Annotated in this window: 22 protein-coding genes; all 22 read left to right on the top strand. The window is 35.1% G+C overall.

All coding sequences use genetic code 11. The features are described from left to right. Positions 1-41: 41 nt before the first annotated feature. The 22 genes from EDD72_RS04710 (at position 42) to flaG (ending at position 18,614) form a co-directional block, all read left to right on the top strand. On the top strand, positions 42-962 hold the full coding sequence (locus tag EDD72_RS04710; protein WP_165894967.1) for an aldo/keto reductase: 921 nt from the start codon (positions 42-44) through the stop codon (positions 960-962). A gap of 88 nt (positions 963-1,050) precedes the next feature. After that, positions 1,051-1,440 (top strand): YkvA family protein, encoded by a 390-nt coding sequence (locus EDD72_RS04705; RefSeq protein ID WP_132767754.1) that lies wholly within the window; start codon positions 1,051-1,053, stop codon positions 1,438-1,440. Positions 1,441-1,479: 39 nt separating this feature from the next. Continuing rightward, on the top strand, positions 1,480-2,265 hold the full coding sequence (locus EDD72_RS04700) for a ComF family protein (RefSeq protein WP_132767752.1): 786 nt from the start codon (positions 1,480-1,482) through the stop codon (positions 2,263-2,265). Between the two features lie 77 nt (positions 2,266-2,342). Continuing rightward, positions 2,343-2,765, top strand: a complete 423-nt coding sequence (locus tag EDD72_RS04695; protein WP_132767750.1) for a TIGR03826 family flagellar region protein — start codon at positions 2,343-2,345, stop codon at positions 2,763-2,765. A 95-nt stretch (positions 2,766-2,860) separates the two neighbouring features. Continuing rightward, complete coding sequence (flgM, locus tag EDD72_RS04690; protein WP_165894966.1) at positions 2,861-3,118, top strand: flagellar biosynthesis anti-sigma factor FlgM; 258 nt, start codon at positions 2,861-2,863, stop codon at positions 3,116-3,118. Positions 3,119-3,141: 23 nt separating this feature from the next. Next, positions 3,142-3,648 (top strand): flagellar protein FlgN, encoded by a 507-nt coding sequence (locus EDD72_RS04685; RefSeq protein ID WP_132767746.1) that lies wholly within the window; start codon positions 3,142-3,144, stop codon positions 3,646-3,648. Between the two features lie 100 nt (positions 3,649-3,748). Then, the gene (flgK, locus tag EDD72_RS04680) at positions 3,749-5,398 is read left to right on the top strand and encodes a flagellar hook-associated protein FlgK (RefSeq protein WP_132767744.1); all 1,650 of its coding nucleotides are present in this window, start codon (positions 3,749-3,751) and stop codon (positions 5,396-5,398) included. A 23-nt stretch (positions 5,399-5,421) separates the two neighbouring features. Then, positions 5,422-6,324, top strand: coding sequence for a flagellar hook-associated protein FlgL (flgL, locus tag EDD72_RS04675; protein WP_132767742.1), 903 nt, complete (start codon positions 5,422-5,424; stop codon positions 6,322-6,324). 18 nt (positions 6,325-6,342) lie between these two features. After that, complete coding sequence (locus EDD72_RS04670; RefSeq protein ID WP_132767739.1) at positions 6,343-6,912, top strand: DUF6470 family protein; 570 nt, start codon at positions 6,343-6,345, stop codon at positions 6,910-6,912. Positions 6,913-7,144: 232 nt separating this feature from the next. After that, a complete protein-coding gene (fliW, locus tag EDD72_RS04665; protein ID WP_132767737.1) occupies positions 7,145-7,594 on the top strand; it encodes a flagellar assembly protein FliW in 450 nt (149 codons plus the stop codon). Then, on the top strand, positions 7,595-7,837 hold the full coding sequence (gene csrA, locus EDD72_RS04660) for a carbon storage regulator CsrA (protein WP_132767735.1): 243 nt from the start codon (positions 7,595-7,597) through the stop codon (positions 7,835-7,837). It begins immediately after the preceding gene. 185 nt (positions 7,838-8,022) lie between these two features. Continuing rightward, positions 8,023-8,838, top strand: a complete 816-nt coding sequence (hag, locus tag EDD72_RS04655; protein WP_132767927.1) for a flagellin Hag — start codon at positions 8,023-8,025, stop codon at positions 8,836-8,838. Positions 8,839-8,924: 86 nt separating this feature from the next. Next, complete coding sequence (locus EDD72_RS04650; RefSeq protein ID WP_132767733.1) at positions 8,925-10,748, top strand: motility associated factor glycosyltransferase family protein; 1,824 nt, start codon at positions 8,925-8,927, stop codon at positions 10,746-10,748. Continuing rightward, complete coding sequence (locus tag EDD72_RS04645) at positions 10,729-11,103, top strand: DUF8042 domain-containing protein (RefSeq protein WP_132767731.1); 375 nt, start codon at positions 10,729-10,731, stop codon at positions 11,101-11,103. The genes EDD72_RS04650 and EDD72_RS04645 overlap by 20 nt, the downstream gene beginning before the upstream one ends. After that, positions 11,093-12,439, top strand: coding sequence for a motility associated factor glycosyltransferase family protein (locus EDD72_RS04640; protein ID WP_132767729.1), 1,347 nt, complete (start codon positions 11,093-11,095; stop codon positions 12,437-12,439). Before EDD72_RS04645 ends, EDD72_RS04640 begins: the two co-directional genes overlap by 11 nt. A gap of 36 nt (positions 12,440-12,475) precedes the next feature. Then, positions 12,476-13,441: a UDP-N-acetylglucosamine 4,6-dehydratase (inverting) gene (gene pseB / locus EDD72_RS04635; RefSeq protein WP_132767727.1), complete on the top strand. Its 966-nt coding sequence runs from the start codon at positions 12,476-12,478 to the stop codon at positions 13,439-13,441. 24 nt (positions 13,442-13,465) lie between these two features. Beyond that, positions 13,466-14,662, top strand: coding sequence for a UDP-4-amino-4,6-dideoxy-N-acetyl-beta-L-altrosamine transaminase (gene pseC, locus EDD72_RS04630; protein WP_132767725.1), 1,197 nt, complete (start codon positions 13,466-13,468; stop codon positions 14,660-14,662). A 9-nt stretch (positions 14,663-14,671) separates the two neighbouring features. Then, on the top strand, positions 14,672-15,409 hold the full coding sequence (locus EDD72_RS04625; RefSeq protein WP_132767723.1) for a cytidylyltransferase domain-containing protein: 738 nt from the start codon (positions 14,672-14,674) through the stop codon (positions 15,407-15,409). Next, positions 15,402-16,466: a UDP-2,4-diacetamido-2,4,6-trideoxy-beta-L-altropyranose hydrolase gene (gene pseG, locus EDD72_RS04620; RefSeq protein WP_424565529.1), complete on the top strand. Its 1,065-nt coding sequence runs from the start codon at positions 15,402-15,404 to the stop codon at positions 16,464-16,466. Before EDD72_RS04625 ends, pseG begins: the two co-directional genes overlap by 8 nt. 4 nt (positions 16,467-16,470) lie before the next feature. Beyond that, on the top strand, positions 16,471-17,034 hold the full coding sequence (gene pseH / locus EDD72_RS04615; protein ID WP_132767719.1) for a UDP-4-amino-4,6-dideoxy-N-acetyl-beta-L-altrosamine N-acetyltransferase: 564 nt from the start codon (positions 16,471-16,473) through the stop codon (positions 17,032-17,034). Positions 17,035-17,066: 32 nt separating this feature from the next. After that, positions 17,067-18,119, top strand: a complete 1,053-nt coding sequence (pseI, locus tag EDD72_RS04610; RefSeq protein ID WP_132767717.1) for a pseudaminic acid synthase — start codon at positions 17,067-17,069, stop codon at positions 18,117-18,119. Positions 18,120-18,251: 132 nt separating this feature from the next. Continuing rightward, positions 18,252-18,614, top strand: coding sequence for a flagellar protein FlaG (gene flaG / locus EDD72_RS04605; protein WP_132767715.1), 363 nt, complete (start codon positions 18,252-18,254; stop codon positions 18,612-18,614). The last annotated feature ends 8 nt before the right edge of the window (positions 18,615-18,622 follow it).

Below are 18,622 nucleotides of genomic sequence, written 5' to 3'. Positions count from 1 at the left end.
TTCTGATGGAAACAATAAGTATTGAAGGAGGAGTCGTGCGAATGAAAGCACTAGAGAAACGTAGAATCGAACGCATGAATACAGAAGTTACCTTTTTCGGCTTTGGAGCATTATCTATAGGACGTGATTGGGGATATGGGAGTGAAGAAGAGAAGAGGCGTCCAGAGGAAAAAGAAGCAGGACGAGTACTAAATTCGATTTTAGATTTAGGTGTAAACTTAATCGATACGGCAAGGGCCTATCACCGGAGCGAAGAACGTATTGGCAAGTATATTTCTCATCGGCGAAACGAATATATTTTGGCAACCAAATGTGGTGAACATAGTAACGAACCTCGTACTTATTATGATTTTTCCTACAAAGCGATTAAAGAATCGATTGATCATAGCTTACGTTTATTAAAAACGGATGTGATCGACCTGATCCAGATCCATTTTGGCCCTGAACCAGAGAAGGTTATTCAAGAAGGAGAAACATTAGCAGCAATGAAAGATGCGCAAAAGGAAGAAAAAGTACGTTTTCTTGGTGCATCTATCGATGGAGAATTAGCGACCCAATTGATTCAATCTGGGGATTTTGATGTGATGCAAATGGAATATCATCTGCTTAATCAAGCCAATAAGAAGAATATTGAATTAGCAAAAGAAAAAGGCATCGGTGTTTTGATTCGTACGGGGATTGGACGGGGATTATTAACTTCAAAAGTTTTGGGATTTATGGACACTGAATTTCCGGGAAAGGAGAATGTTCAACGGTTATTACAATTGATGAATCATGATGGGGAATTATTACATGCTCTTGCTTTACATTTTCTCTATCAAGAAGAGGGGATCAGTTCTGTTCTGATTGGAAGTAAAAGCATTGAGCGTTTTAAACAAAATATGAATTTGCTGGAAAGAGAAATTGATCTTGATTTATTAGAAAAAGCGATTGCGATTGGTCAAGGAAAAGGAGAAGCATAAAGTGGTGCGACAATGTCATTCTTACGACCAGAGGATTAAGTTCACGACTGATAATAAGTAATGGTTTGGCTTCGGAGAGGAGTAAGGAATGTTACAACAAAAAGAGAAACGGGGAAAAATGGATTGGAAACGACGCGCGAAACAACTCAAATTGGAACTGATGGTTCTCTATCTATCTTATCGCGATCCAAGGGTTCCTTGGTATGCAAAACTATGGACGGCCATGGTTTTAGTCTATGCCTTTAGCCCGATTGATCTGATTCCCGATTTTATTCCAATTTTGGGTTATTTGGATGATTTGCTTCTCATTCCATTGGGGATTTTATTGGCCTTACGCTTAATCCCGAAAGAAGTGATCGAAGAATATCGGGAGAAAGCAAAAGATATGAAACATCCAAAAAGCTGGATAGGGGCGATCGTAATTTTCCTTTTTTGGGTCATGGTTCTTTCACTGGTTGTTAAGCTGTTTTTAGGATAGTTTGCAAAATGTTGTGTGAAATGCAATGGGGGAGAGGGTATGGAATTAAAGGTTTTGCTTCGTTCCTTTTTTCATGATTTGCTCTTTCCAGAGCAAAAGTGCTTGTTATGTGAAAAGCCCATCGTCGGATATGCTAAAGATGTATCCCATCATCTGTCACAAATGAAATACGTCTGCATGACATGCAAAGAACAAATCGAAATTCCAACTTCTCCTTATTGTCAACATTGTCATAAACCATTGGATCATACTACTTCGACCAAAATCAATCAATCTTCTGATCCTCTTCTTTGTCTCGATTGTCAATATCAACCGAATCATGCGATTGTCATGAATCGGAGTGCCGTATTGTATAATACGTTTTTGAAGGAAGCGATTGCGCTATATAAGTATCGGGGAAAAGAAAGTTTGTCAATTGTCTTTAGTCGCTTATTAAAGATCGCTTATGATCGATATTATCAAGATCTATCGATTGATTACATTACATTTGTTCCTCTACATCCCAATCGTTTACAAGAAAGAAGTTTCAACCAAGCTGAGCAACTTTCGCTGCGTTTAAGCCGGATGGTCGGTATCCCTATTATCGATTCGATAGAACGGGTGAAAGAAACCCATAAACAGAGTAAAAGTGGGAAATGGGAACGGATCAATGAGATGAAAGATGCGTTTCAAGTTAAGAGGGAAGTAATTGAACAAATTGAAGGGAAAACTCTTTTAATCGTTGATGATATTTATACAACCGGTGCAACGATCAATGAGTGTGCTAAGGAATTGACACATTCTGGTGCTAGCATGGTTTATAGTTTAACACTATCCAGAGCGTGAATTCACGAAATTGTTTCATGACAAGGATTCACTTTTTCGGTACACTTAATGTAAGAAAAGTTTGGGGAGGAGACATGATGGGGATAGGTAATCTTCAAAACTGTCCACGTTGTGGAAAGCTTTTTGTGAAGGGGATCAAGGACGTTTGCCCTGCTTGTGATCGAGAGATCGAAGAAGAGTATCAACGATGCGCAGAATATATCCGTGAACATCGGCTTGTGAATCTTTACGAGTTAAGTGAAGCAACAAAAGTTAGCGTGAAACAGATTACCAAATTCATCAAAGAAGGCAGAATCTCGATTGCAGAAATGCCCAATATGACATACCCCTGTGAGTCATGCGGGGAACCGATTCGCGAAGGGAAACTATGCCCGAGTTGTCGAAGTCGATTAGAAAAGGGAATCAAGCAAGCCATTGAAAAGCAAACCATGAAGGAAGAACAAAGTAAAGGGATAGGCTTTCGCCGAGACTTTTTAGATAAAGGCCAAAATGGAAGATGAAAAATAGAGAAAACCACTAAATATTTTTCTTTCATTTGTCGATATATAAGATAAACCTTATGCATCGGCTTTTTTATTGTAAAGGAGTGGTATCAGTGAGGATCAATGATATCAATCGAATCCAGGGGATCAATCAATACCAAAAAATGAACCAGAAAAAAGAAGAAATAAAGAAAACCGAACAGAAAAAAGATCAAATTTTGATTTCGGAAGAAGCAAAAGAACTTCTAGAGAAGTCTAAAGATCTGACTCGCCGTGAGAAAATCGATCAGATCAAAGAACAGATTCAAAACGGAACCTATATGATTGATCCGAAAAAAGTAGCGGATAAGATTCTTGATTGGTTGAAGTAAATCGGGGATCAGGAGGAAGTGATATGTCCACTTTTCAATTATTGATGAATGTAATGAGTGATCTTTATCGAGCGCATACAGAAATGGTGGAAATCGCGAAATATAAGAAGCAAATTCTTATTGAAGGAAATATAGAAGAATTATCTAGAATCATGAACGTTGAATCTCAATGGGTGAAACATGTTGGCAAGCTAGAAGAGGAAAGAGCGTTTACTGTAAAACAGCTATTAAAAGAAAAAGGACTTTCCCTACAAGAAGTAACCATGAATGATCTAGTCAAAATGATGACCTCACCCCAGGAAAAAGAACAGCTTCAGCAAATACGTTTAAAACTTACTGAAGTCATTCAAGAGATTCAGGAGTTACATAATTTGAATTCCTTATTAATTCAGCAATCACTCGATTACATTTCTCATTCAATTGAAATGGTGATGGGAGAACCCAAGAATTTTTACACCTATGGAAATCCGATTTCAGCTAAACAACAAACGGTTGGATCCAGACGGGGGTTTTTTGATCAAAAAGCATGAACATACTCAAAAAGTGGCGATACCTTTAGCTTATTCCGAATCCTTTTGCGTGGACCCAATCGATTGGACACAAAGTTTATAAAGGGAAGGAGTGGAAGAAATGCGTTCCACATTTCATAATTTAGAAACAGCAAAACGTGGGTTATTTGCTGCACAAACAGCCATTCAGACGACTGGACATAATATTGCAAATGCGAATACGAAAGGATATACCAGACAGGCAGTCGATTTCGTCGCTTCAAAGCCAATGGAGGCTCTTGCTTGGACAAGAAGTACCTCGCCTGGACAATTAGGAACAGGTGTCGATTATTCCAACATTCGTCGATTACGAGACTCTTACCTGGATGGACAATTTCGCAATCAAAATCAAAACTTTGGTGATTGGGAAGTCCGTCAAAGCACCTTTGAAAAATTAGAAGCAATTATTAATGAACCTTCCGATTATGGAATTCGTACCGTCATCGATCATTTTTGGAATGCATGGCAAGATTTAGCTGGACAACCGGATAACCTCACTGCTCGATCGGTTGTTATTGAAAGAGCTGCTGCAATGACCGATGCGCTTAACGATGTGGCTCAGAAGCTAGAAGATTTAAAATCTGATCTCGTAGAAAGTTTGAAAGTAAAATTAGGTTCAGGGTCAATCGATGTAAATGGAAAACTACAGATCGAGAATATTGGTGATGTGAATACCCTTCTCACGCAGATTGCCAAATTAAATGAGCAAATTTATCAAGTAGAGGCCCAAGGTGATCATGCTAATGATTTACGTGATCAGCGTGATCTCTTAACCGATCAATTGTCTAAATTAATCGATATCACCGTGAAGGATGAAAAGGATAATAGCGGGTATACGATTACATTGTCAAATGGAACACAATTGGTAAAAGCGAATCATGCAAACCAGGTATACATGGATTCTTCAAATCCATCTGCATTGAAAGGATTTTTGTATGATCCAGAGACAAAGACGATTACTGATCTTACACCAAATACGCAAACATTGAAAGATGTTTTTAGTAGCGGAGAAGTACATGGATATTTGCAATCGATCGAAGAAGTAGAAAAGATCCAAAGTCAGTTGGATGATTTAGTGAATGGGTTAGTTTCGGGAAACATTGATCTGACATTAGTAAGTGGTACCCAGTTACCCCCAAACATGGCTAATCTTCTCGGCTTAGATGCAACAAATTATGATTCTTCTACACAGACCGTTACAAAGGATGTTGCGGTTAAAGTCCCTGGTATCAATGGTCTTCATCAAATGGGTTATGACTTGAATAGCAATCCGGGAATAGAATTCTTTACAAAAAAGGATAATACGAAGCCAATGTCTGCAAGCAATATTCAAGTCAACACGGCGATCCTTAATGATGTGACCAAAATCGCGACGTCGAATCGTTTAGAGAATGGAGTCGTATTAAAAGGGAATAACCAAATCGCTTTATGGATTGCGGATATGCGCTATACCAAGATTGAGGGAATCGGGAGCTCTGATGAATACTTCCGCTCAATGGTTGGTAATTTGGGTGTTAGATCCCAGGAAGCTGTTCGCCAATATAAAAGCCAAAAAGTATTGGTTGAACAAGTTGACCATCGTAGACAAGCTGTAAGTGGAGTCTCTTTAGATGAAGAGATGGCTGATTTAATTAAATACCAACATGCCTATAATGCTTCAGCCCGGATGATAACAGCAATTGATGAAATGTTAGATAAGGTGATTAATGGCATGGGGATTGTTGGTAGATAGTAGCAGAAAGTAGGTGGAACAAAATGCGAGTCACACAAGGGATGTTAAATAATCAATTGTTACGTAATCTAAATACGAATCTTTCTCGATTAGAAGTGTTGCAAAACCAAATGGCAACGGGAAAACGGATTAATAAACCTTCCGATGATCCTGTAGGCTTGAGTTTTGCTTTACGCTATCGTAGTGAGCTTGTTTCGAATGAGCAATATCAGAGGAATGTGGATTCTGCTACTTCTTGGTTAGAATATACCGATAAATTGATTAGTGAGACGAATGATGTTCTGCAAAGAGCAAGAGAACTTGCGGTGCAAGGGGCAAATGGCACGAACTCTGATGAATCAATGGAAGCATTAGCAATGGAAGTAGAGCAATTATATGAACAACTGGTGAATATAGGGAATAGCCAATTTAACGGCAAATACGTGTTTAATGGACAAAAAACGGATCAACCGCCTTATGATATGGCTACGGCCAAGCTATTAGGGACAGCGGATCCCGATACAGGGAAAATTTTATTTGAGATTGGGACTGGAATTACCATTCCAGTGAATATATCTGGGAAAGAGTTATTTGGGGCAAATGATGCTACGAATCCTAATGCTTTTCAAGTATTAGAAGAATTGAGAAGTGCGTTAATGAATCATAATCAATCGGATGTCAATACAGTTCTTGGAAAACTTGATAACGTGTTAGATAATGCCATGTCCAAATGGGCTGAAGTAGGAGCAAGGTCTAATCGAGTAGAGTTGATGAAAAATCGTTTAGATAATGAGAATATCAATATTCAAACTCTTTTGTCAAAAGCAGAGGATGCTGACTTAGCTGAAGTGATGATTAACTTGAAGATGGAAGAGAACATCTACCAAGCTTCCCTATCAACAGGTGCAAGAATTATTCGCCCAACATTAGTTGATTTTTTAAGGTAAGATAAAGGGGAATGACATATGCCTTCTATTCCTCAAATCCAGATTCGTCAAACTTATGCAAAAATCGGTATGGATAGCACTCCAGCCAAGTTAGAAATCAGACAACCGCAAGCAACAATCGAGATGCATCAAGAACCAGCAAAGCTTGAGATTGAGCATTCTTACCCTCAAGTAGAGATTGATCAACGAAAGGCATGGGGAGCATTAGGCTACGTCCCATTTCCTGACTTTCCTGATCGAATTTATGAACGTTTGCAACAAGTGTTTGTAAACAATCTAGCACAAATGGCCGAAAAGGGGGATCGATTTGCAGCGATCCATCTACAAGAAGACCCTTTTGCAGAAATGGCGACAGATCTATCCGTTTCTTTACCTGAATTGGATTATTTTGATACTCCTTCTTATGACAATGTGGATATTGATGTGAAACCACCCACATTGAATATCCAATGGATCAAAGGCGGAGTGGAATTGGAGGTTCAACCCAATAAACCAGAGATGCATTATATTCCCGGAAACGTGGACATCTATCTAAAACAAAGAAATTCACTACAAATCTTTCTACCAAAAATTGAACAAAGGATTTAATCGATAGAAACGAGAAATGCTATAGTAGATTCTATAGCATTTTTTGATGTATTTGTTGATGCACTGGTTTGTATATTCAACGCGCTCCGTTGTCCGTGTATTTCTATTTAATGAAAAATAAGGTAAGAAATACACTCCCAAAAGTCGCTGCTTATGAATATACAAACCAACATTGGGAAAAGTTTCAGGATGTGAAGATAATTGAAAAAATCTAATAGAAGGGGAAATTAGAATGGCAAAAATCGAAACGACCCGTTTTGGTCGGGTGAAGTATAACGAAGAAGATATCATCCATTTTGAAAACGGAATCCCTGGATTTGAGAAGGAGCAACTGTTTCTACTCATTCAACCTGATGTTGATCAGCCCTATGCCTTCTTGCAATCGATTCAAACATCAGATTTGGCTTTTGTGATTGTCAATCCTTTTATCTTTTATCCAAATTATGAGTTTGACTTAGATGAACAGAGTAAAGAAGAATTAGAAATAAATCATGTTGAGGATATCACAGTATGGGGAATTCTTTCGATTCCAGAAGACTTTAAAAAAACAACCATCAATTTAAAAGCACCTGTGATTATCAACGTGAAAAATAGAAAAGGGAAACAAGTTATTTTACATGATACGCTTTATGAAATCAAAACCCCTTTATTTTCGCAAAAATTAATAGAGGGGGTTAAATAGATGTTGGTTTTAACCCGGAAAAAAGGCGAATCGATTATGCTAGGTCATGATATAGAGATCACGGTTGTTGACATAGACGGTGATCAGATCAAACTGGGCATTAATGCACCCAAACATATTGAGATTCATCGTAAAGAAATCTATTTAACAATTCAAGAAGAGAATAAGAAGGCAGCAAAACCAACCATTTCTATTCATACATTAAAAGAAGTCTTCCAAAATACGAGAAAAATAGATGAATGAATGAGAAAAAGGGAGATGGAATGGGAAGATTCACTCTATTTACTTTTAATCGCAAAATTTAAATAAAAAAGTATTTCTTCCTTTGATCGATATATAAAATAGATTGGGAATTCGTGAGCGGCCGCATGAATTCCCATCCAGTCACATGGATGTGGGAATACAAAAATTCAAGGAGGAAAATAAAAATGAGAATTAATCACAATATTTCGGCTCTTAACACTTATCGTCAGTTAACCAATGGTACAAATGCTGCTTCAAAGTCCATGGAGAAATTATCTTCCGGTCTTCGTATTAATAAAGCTGGAGATGATGCAGCAGGTCTTGCAATTTCTGAAAAAATGCGTGGGCAAATTCGCGGTCTTCAACAAGCAAGCCGAAATGCTCAAGATGGAATTTCCCTTATTCAAACAGCAGAGGGTGCCTTAAATGAAACACATGCTATTCTTCAAAGAATGAGAGAACTTGCTGTTCAAGCATCCAACGATACAAACGTAACTGCTGATCGTACAGCAATTAGTAATGAGCTTACACAATTACAACAAGAAATTACAAGGATCTCAAATGAGACTGAGTTTAACACTCAAAAATTGCTTCAAACAGCAGCAACATATAATTTCCAAGTTGGTGCAAATAGTGGACAAAATATTAAATTAACAATTAATAAAATGGCAGCAACTGCACTAAGTTTAACTACAACAAATCTAAAAGTTGATACTTTTACAAACGCAAATAATGCAATTAGCAAAATTAATGCTGCTATTGAAACTGTATCTTCTGAACGTGCTAAATTAGGTGCTGTACAAAATCGTCTAGAGCATACAATTAATAATCTAGATACAGGTGCAGAAAACTTACAAGCTGCAGAATCCCGCATTCGTGATGTTGATATGGCGAAAGAAATGATGGAATTTACGAAGAATAATATCTTACAACAGGCTGCACAGGCTATGTTAGCACAAGCTAACCAGCAACCTCAGGGAGTACTTCAATTACTACGATAAATAACAATAATTTTTCAAAACAAAAAAGGGTCTAAGGATAAATATCCTTTGACTCTTTTTTAATAAGGCAACAAGGGGAAAATAGTATGAATATCTTTAAAAAAAACATAGAAGTTTTCAAAAAAAAATATCATTATGATCCTTACTTTGAGGATTATCATGATATTGTAGTTGAACCAACTAGAAAAGAAGATTCAATAACGTTAAAGTATAAAATTGATAATAAATTCTATTATTTGCATAGTCTTTACGATCCTAAAGTAGAAGCTGACAATATTGTTGAAAATTTATATGAAGAAGGAAACTTATATATAATAATAGGATTAGGTTTAGGATATATAGCTAAGTCGCTTTTAAAACGTATAAAGGATTCAGATTATATATTTATTATTGAACCTTCAAATAAAATATTTACAAAATGTATGGAATTAGTTGATATACATGAGTTAATTGAACATAAGCAAGTATTTCTTTATATAGATAGAGAAAATAAAAATGAAATTAGTTATTACTTAAACCAACTTGTTCGACAACGATTATTTAATCATTTTAAATTATATATATCTAGAAATTATGATAAGTTATTTCCAGAAAAAGTTCTTAGTATTTTGGAAAAAATTAAAGAGGCAATCAAAACACATCAAATAAATCTCAATACTACATTTCTTTTTTCTGAGGAATGGCAATTAAATTATCTTAAGAATCTCAAACATAGCATAAAAGCTATACCATTTAATAAATTTAAAAATTTTATATCTTTACCAGCAATTATTGTTTCTGCGGGACCTTCTTTAATGGAGGAGATTGATAAATTAAGATTATTAAAAAATAAAGCGTTAATTATTGCGTCTGGTTCAGCTGTTACGACATTAGAGTATTATCAAATTAAACCCCACATTATTGTTTCTATTGATGGTGGAGTGGTTAACTACGAACATTTTAAAAAAATTAATTATACAGATGTCCCGTTATTTTATGCTCCAATGATAAATCATAAAATATTGGATGAATATCGTGGCCCAAAAGTTATATTTCAAGGTCTAAATAATGAAATTAATGAATGGTATAATAAATTGTTAGGTTTTGAAACAGGAGAGATTGCATTAGGACCTTCTGTTGCAAATGTTGCATTAGATATTGCATGTAATGTTACCTCTGGGCCAATTTGTTTTATAGGTCAAGATTTAGGGTTTTCAAATGGTTATTCTCATGCTCTAGGGAATATAAACAGAACTAAAATTTCTTATGATAACGATAACACAAATCTCTTACAAGTTGATTCAAACGATGGTGGCAAAATTTACACAAACTATGTCTATAATTCAATGAGAAAATGGTTTGAAGATTATATACAGGAAAAAAATCTCATTAATATCTATAATGCAACTAAAAAAGGCGCAAAAATAAAAGGTACTAATATAATTGATTTTGATGAATTTATAAATAAGTTTTGTATTAGCGAAGTAAATGTCGAACAAGAATTAGCTAATAAATTAAATAATTCTCCGAATAATAATATTGATAGAGAGAAATTGATTAAGGAAAATTTGGAAATCCTTAATGAATTAATAGAGATAACTTTCAAAGCTATGAAATTGTCAAGAGAATTATTAGAATCAATAAATAAAAATAATAATATTTTCATAGGTAAAATTATAAAACAATTAGATAATTTGGATAATAAGCTATTTAGAATAGAAAAAAAAGATTTAATACTTTTCTATATAAAACAACCTATTTTATTAAGATTAGAATCTTGGAAAACTTTTTCTGATAAAAATGAATCTTTGAATATTGCAAAGAAAAACTTATTTTTTTATGAACAATTATATGATATTGGGAAAAAAGTAAAGGAAATTTTTGAAATCTTAATTTTAGATGGAGGACAATATGAAAAAACAACTAATTGAACTTTTAGATACTATAATTAAGTATTTATCAAAATTAATTAATGCAACTGACGAGATTGCAGAACAATTTCAATTAGGAAACGAAGGAAAGGCGATTCAACTTCTAAAGGCTTATATTGAAGGCATTGCTTGGCTAGTTGAGGCTATTGAAACAATACAATCGTTAGATCAAAAGTACTTATCTAATATACTAATTAGGACTCTTACTGAAAAATTGATTGAAATGGAAGCGTCTTTAACTAATCAAGATTACGTTCTTTTTTCAGATTTACTACAATATGAAATGAAAGAAATACTAATAGATTACCAGAGAGAAATAGAACAATTTTATGGGGAAATGAATAATGGAAAGTAATTCTCATATTACTTTAATTCAAGCAAAAAATGGGGAATTAACATGTGAATATAGTAATGATGAACAAAGTTTGCTATTACACAGTAAATATAATCCGACGAAAGAAGCTGAAGCATTTATTTCGAATCATATTCATGAACTAAATAAATATAAAAAGGTTGTAGTATATGGGTTAGGCTGTGGACATCATATAAAGGCATTGCTTAGACAGACAGAAGAGTCACACCAAGAAATTGAGGTATGGGAATGGAACCTTGATCTATATAAAATGATTCAAGAAATTGATCAATTAAATGAAGTATTCTCCCATAAAAGAGTTAGGATCTTTGCTACAGATAATCGAGAGATTATATTAAAAAAATTGCAAGATTATGCAGTTAAAGAATTTTATTTACTCATTCATTCACCTTCTATGAAAATCATACCTTCCAAGTTTCAAAAGTTTAAAGATATCATGCAAGACTATCAGATAAATATATCAAATATATTAGCAAATAGGGACATGTTAAATGAGCATTTTAGTATCAACCGAATAAAGGCTAAAGTTAATTATCATACGTTAATAGATAGTTTAAATGGAGTTTCAGCAATTTTGGTCTCTGCGGGTCCTTCATTAAATAAAAGTCTCTCTTATCTAAGAGAAAACATAGATAAGTATATCATTGCTTCTGTCGGAACTGCATTAACACCATTAATTGAAAATGGAATAATACCTGATTTTGTGTTGATTACTGATCCCTCAGAAAAAATAATCGAGCAATTTTATCAAGTTGATAATGAAATTCTGACTTCTATCCCTCTTTTTTATTTTGGAACAGTACATCCGAAAGTAATTTCATTTTACCCGGGCAAGAAAATTATGTTATTGCAAAAAGGAATGGAGTTAGCTGAAGAAATGGCAGTAAAGAACGAACTTCCTTTAATAGATACAGGAGGATCTGTTGCAACGGCTTTACTAGATTGGTTAGTTAAACTTGGAGCAAAACAAATATGTTTTATTGGTCAGGATTTGGCCTATACAAATAATGAAACTCATAATCCTGGAACTCACAATTATAGAATAATAAAAAAAGAAGAGATGTCTTTTTATCATAAAGTAGATAATTATTTTGGGAATGGGAAAGTACTAACAACTACTAATCTATTACTCTATAAAAATTGGTTTGAAAAATATATTCAAAAACATAAGGGAATTAAGTTCGTTAATGCTACAGAAGGTGGAGCATATATTAAAGGTGCTGAACATATTTCTTTTGAACAATTTATTAAACGCTTAAATTCAACTAATGTTCGATATAAACGTAATCAGTTTAAACAATTAATAGAACAGCTATAATTGCTAATTTTTATACCTAATTATGGAGGGAATGAAATGGATCTAAAAGGCAAAACAATCCTAGTAACTGGCGGAACGGGCTCTTTTGGGAAGAAATTCGTGGAACAGATACTTAGAAATGAGATAAAAAAAGTCATTGTCTTTAGTCGAGACGAATTAAAGCAATATGAAATGGCACAAACATTTACAGATAATAGAATAAGATATTTCCTAGGGGATGTAAGAGATAAAGATAGATTATATCGAGCTTTTGAAGATGTAGATATCGTCGTCCATGCAGCAGCATTAAAGCAAGTTCCTGCATGTGAATACAATCCTTTTGAAGCTATCAAAACCAATATCTTAGGTGCACAAAATGTTATTGAAGCAGCACTTGACCGTGGGGTAAAACGAGTGATTGCATTAAGTACAGATAAAGCAGCTAGTCCCGTAAATCTATATGGGGCAACAAAGTTAGCATCAGATAAACTATTTGTTGCTGCAAATTCCTATGCTGGTAATAAAGATATTCGTTTCTCAGTCGTTCGTTATGGGAACGTTGTAGGAAGTCGCGGTAGTGTTGTTCCTTTATTTAAGAAATTAAAAAATACAGGAAAATTACCAATTACAGATGAAAGAATGACAAGATTCTGGATTACATTAGATCAAGGTGTTCAATTCGTGCTGGATAATTTACAAAGAATGCAAGGTGGAGAAATTTTCATTCCAAAGATTCCAAGTATGAAAGTGGTAGATCTAGCGGAAGCTATTTGTCCAGAGTGCGAAATTGAATTTATCGGAATTCGTCCAGGTGAAAAGCTTCATGAGGTTATGATTACTGAAGATGATGCAAGGCAAACACTTGAATTTGATGATTACTATGTGATTCAACCGGAGTTTGTTTGGTGGAATAAAGAGAAAATGGTGGGCGGGAAACCACTTCCTGAAGGATTTAGATACAGTAGTGACACGAATACCGATTGGTTAACAATCGATCAACTAAGAAGGCTTATTGAAGAGTAAATAAAGAAATAGAGGGAATATCAAATGACAAAAGAACCATTAGCCATTCATGGTGGAATTCCTGTAAGAAAAGAATATCTACCTTATGGTCAACAATGGATTGATGAGGAAGATATCAAGCAGGTTGTTCAAGTATTAAAGGGGAATTATCTAACAACAGGACCTTATATTACCGAGTTTGAGAAAAAGATAGCAGAATATGTGGGAGCGAACTATGCGGTTGCTTTTTCAAACGGAACCGCCGCTCTTCATGGAGCTGCTTTTGCGGCAGGGATCCAACATGGGGATGAAGTCATTACCACTCCGATGACATTTGCTGCCAGTGCAAATTGTGTGTTGTACCAAGGTGGAACTCCAGTCTTTGCAGATATTGATCCTCAAACATACAATATCGACCCAGAAAAGATTGAAGAATTAATTAACGAAAAAACCAAGGCTATTATTCCTGTAGATTTTACTGGACAACCCGTAGAGTTAGATCGAATATTAGAACTTGCTAAAAAACATAATTTAATTGTAATTGAAGATGCTGCACATGCTTTAGGTGCCACCTACAACGACCGCAAGATCGGTTCAATCAGCGATATGACCATGTTTAGCTTCCACCCCGTCAAACATATCACCACAGGTGAAGGTGGAATCATTACCACAAACAATAAAGAATATTACGAGAAACTCTTACAATTCCGGACACATGGAATTACTAGAGATAGAGATAAATTAATAGAAAACCATGGGCCCTGGTATTATGAAATGCAGTTCCTTGGCTATAATTATCGAATGACAGATATACAAGCAGCCCTAGGGATTAGCCAGCTTAAGAAGATCGATCAGTTTGTAGAGACGAGAAAGAACTATGCGGAAATTTACAATAATGCTTTTAAGGATATGGAAGAGGTAACGATACCTTATCAAATGAAAGAAGGATCATCCAGTTGGCATTTATATATCCTTCGCTTGAACTTCAATCAATTGACAGCATCAAGAAAAGAAATCTTCGAAGCCCTACTTAAAGAAAATATTGGAGTAAACGTACACTACCTACCCGTATACTGGCACCCATATTATCAAGAATTAGGGTATAAAAAGGGACTTTGTCCCAATGCCGAGAAGCTGTATGAAGAAATAATTACATTACCTCTATTCCCCAAAATGAGCGTATTGGATGTTCAAGATGTCATTAAGGCGGTAAAAAAGGTCATTAACTATTACTCAAAGTAGGTGAAAACCTTGAAGATCGTAGCTATAATCCAAGCCCGTATGACTTCTACGCGTCTACCAGGAAAGGTGTTAAAAAAGGTATTAGATAAGCCTTTACTTGAATATCAGATTGAACGAATCCAGCGTTCGAAACATCTTCATGAGATCGTCATTGCAACGACAACAAATGAAACAGACAACCCGATCGTAGAATTAGCAAATAAACTAGGGATAAATGTGTATCGAGGTTCAGAAGAAGATGTATTGTCTAGATACCACGAAGCCGCTATACAGTATGGGGCCGATATTATCGTCCGTTTAACATCGGACTGTCCCGTGATTGACCCAAAAGTCGTGGATAATGTCATTCAATACTATTTAGAGAATCAAAGTCGATATGACTATGTTTCCAACACCTTAACAAGATCCTATCCTAGAGGGATGGACACGGAGGTTTTTACCTTTCAAGCATTAAAAGAGTCCTATAATGAAGCAGAAGAAAAGCATGAAAGGGAACATGTTACACCATTTATTTATCTAAGACCAAATCGTTATTCTCTCGGTAGCGTTCAATATATCACCGATAAGAGCACTTATCGGTGGACCGTTGATACACCAGAAGATTTTGAACTCATTCGAAGAATTATAGAAAATCTTTATCCAAGTAATCCTCATTTTACGCTAGAGGATACGATCACTCTCTTAGAAACCAATCCTGATTGGTTAGAGATCAATCGAATGATTGAACAAAAAGAACTAGGTGAATAGTATGAATGTCTTTATACGAGCAGACGCGTCTTATGAAATAGGGACTGGTCATGTCATGAGGTGCCTAACTCTTGCAAATCACCTAAGGAACAAAGAAATAAATGTTATTTTTCTATCTAGAGAGTTAACTGGTGACCTTTGTCAATATATTGAAGAAAAAGGTTTTAACGTACATTGTTTATCTGGGGGTAACCCATTTCTTGAGGAAAATAATTGGGAAAAAGATGCAATCGAAACGATTTCTATTATAGAAGAATATCAGGGGCCGAAATATATCATTGTAGATCATTATGCATTAGACCAGAATTGGGAAGCAAAAGTAAGACCCTTTGTAAAAAAGATCATGGTCATCGATGATTTAGCAAATCGTGTGCACGATTGCGATCTTCTCCTCGATCAAAATCTATATGAAGATATGCAAACTAGATACAATGGGCTCGTGTCACAGAATTGTAAAATATTTCTAGGCCCAAAGTATGCTTTGCTAAGAGAGGAATTTATTGAGGCTAGAAAAACGTTATCGGAAAGAAGTGGAAAGGTAAAACGAATTCTGGTATTCTTTGGCGGAAGTGACCCAACAAATGAAAGCATTAAGGTTCTCAGAAGTTTAGAACATATGGATCTAAAAGAGATAACAATTGATGTTGTGGTAGGAAAATCCAATCTACGAAAACAAGAGATTGAAAATATCTGTAACCAACATGAAAATATGAATTATTATTGTCAAATTGAAAATATGGCCGAGCTTATGGTAAAGGCGGATTTAGCGATTGGAGCAGGTGGGTCAACCACATGGGAAAGATGTTATTTAGGCTTACCAACGATAACTATCATTGTTGCAGAGAATCAATACTTGACGACTAAAGCAGTGGAAAAAGCTGGTGCAATCCTAAATTTGGGGTGCCATTCTGAAGTTTCCAATCAAGACATTGAAAATGCATTAGAATTGGTATTAAATCACCCGACCTTTCTTAGAGGTATGAGTCGAAAAGCTTTAGAGATTGTTGGGCAATCGAATCATATGGATCGATTATTATATGAATTCATCGAGGGATAATCATATGTTGATATATAGGAATTATAAGCTTCGTCCAATTGAAGAAGAGGATTTAGAAATGGTATTAAATTGGCGGAATTCAGAACGAATCCGAATGAATATGTATACTGATCATCTGATTACAATGGAAGAACATCGAGCTTGGTTTCAGCGATTAAAAGAAGATAATAGGAATCTTACATTCATATTTGAATACATGGATGAACCCGTTGGTGTTATGAATTTTAATCGAATAGACAATCACAATCGAAATTGTACTTGGGGTTTTTATTTAGGGAAAGAAAATTTACTGAAAGGTACTGGTTTAGCGTTAGGATATCTTGGACTTAAATATGCTTTTGAAAATCTAAATATTCGAAAGCTTAGTGGTGAAGTATTTGGATTTAACATAGCTAGTTATAATTTTCATAAGAAACTACATTTTAAAGAAGAAGGGCGCTTATTAAAACATATTAAAAAGAATGGACAATATGAGGATATCATTCTATTTGCTCAATTTGAAGAAGATTGGAAGAAGAATAGGATATTAATTGAAGCGGATTTACAATCAAAACTTTCGACAATATAGTTATTCCATCTTAATTAAGGAGAATTGAGTCTATGAAAGATATTACGATATCGGGAAGAAAAATAGGAAAAAACCATAAACCGTTTATCATTGCAGAAATGTCAGGTAACCATAATCAATCATTAGAAAGAGCGCTGAAAATTGTTGAGGAAGCGGCAAAAGCTGGTGCGGATGCTGTAAAACTTCAGACCTATACTGCAGATACGATGACACTTGATATTAGTGAAGGTGAATTTTATATTGATGATAAAAATAGTTTATGGAAAGGGAACTCCTTATATAAACTATACCAACAAGCATATACTCCATGGGAATGGCATAAACCAATATTCGATAAGTGTAAGGAACTAGGATTAATTTGCTTTAGTACGCCATTTGACGAATCCGCAGTCGATTTTTTAGAAAGTCTTGATGTTCCTGCGTATAAAGTGGCATCCTTTGAGAATGCTGACATCCCATTGATTAAAAAAATCGCAGCAACTGGAAAACCAATGATCATTTCAACTGGAATGGCAACCGTTGCTGAGCTTGATGAAACTGTCCGTACTGCTAGAGAAGTAGGCAATGATCAGATTATCTTATTAAAAACCACCAGTACTTATCCAGCTTCACCAGAGAATACAAATATCAGTACTATTCCACATATGCGAGAACTTTTCCAATGTGAAGTTGGCCTATCTGATCATACTATGGGGGTTGGCGTAGCCGTAGCTGCTGTTGCATTAGGAGCAACTGTCGTTGAAAAGCATTTTACCTTATCTCGTGCAGATGGTGGTGTGGATTCCACATTTTCCTTAGAACCAGCTGAATTAACTGCATTAGTTATTGAAACAGAACGGGCATGGCAAGCATTAGGGAAAGTGAGCTATGGACCAACAGAAAAAGAGAAGGTATCTATGAAATATAGGCGTTCGTTATACATTGTAAAAGATATGAAGGCTGGGGAAATCGTTACAAAGGAAAACATGAGAGCAATAAGACCTGGATATGGTTTAGCGCCGAAATATTATGATGTCTTACTTGGGAAAATTGTGAAGAAAGATATTAAAATGGGAACGCCAGTAAGTTGGGATCTTTTTGTTTAATTATAGTTTTTTTTGAAAGCTTCCCTAAAGTTTTAGCACCTTAATACTTAGATTATGGTGTTTTTTTTCTAAATAAATTAATAAAAACTTCCGATAATAATACCAAAGGTTTTATTTTGAGGGGGATTTAGTATGGGGATTGAGGGTGTTTTAAATACAAAGCAAATTAGACCAATTGAACGGGTGCAGGAAAACACTTTTATACCAGATAAGAAACTACTAAAGGGTAATAAAGAAGAAGCCAAAATAGAAGAAACTCCAAATACAATTTCAAAGGAACAATTAGAGAAAGAAATTGAAAGTGTCAACCAATTTTTAAAGTCATCCCAAACTTCTATAAAGTTTCAATTACATGATAAATTACATGAGTATTACGTTCAAATCATTGACGAGAATACAAAAGAAGTGATTAAAGAAATACCTCCAAAGAAATTCTTAGATATGTATGCTAACATAATGGAACAGATCGGTTTAATTGTAGATCATCGAATTTAATAGGTGGT

Source organism: Tepidibacillus fermentans (assembly GCF_004342885.1).
Lineage (GTDB): Bacteria > Bacillota > Bacilli > Tepidibacillales > Tepidibacillaceae > Tepidibacillus > Tepidibacillus fermentans.
This window is presented reverse-complemented; position numbering and strand designations above follow the sequence as displayed.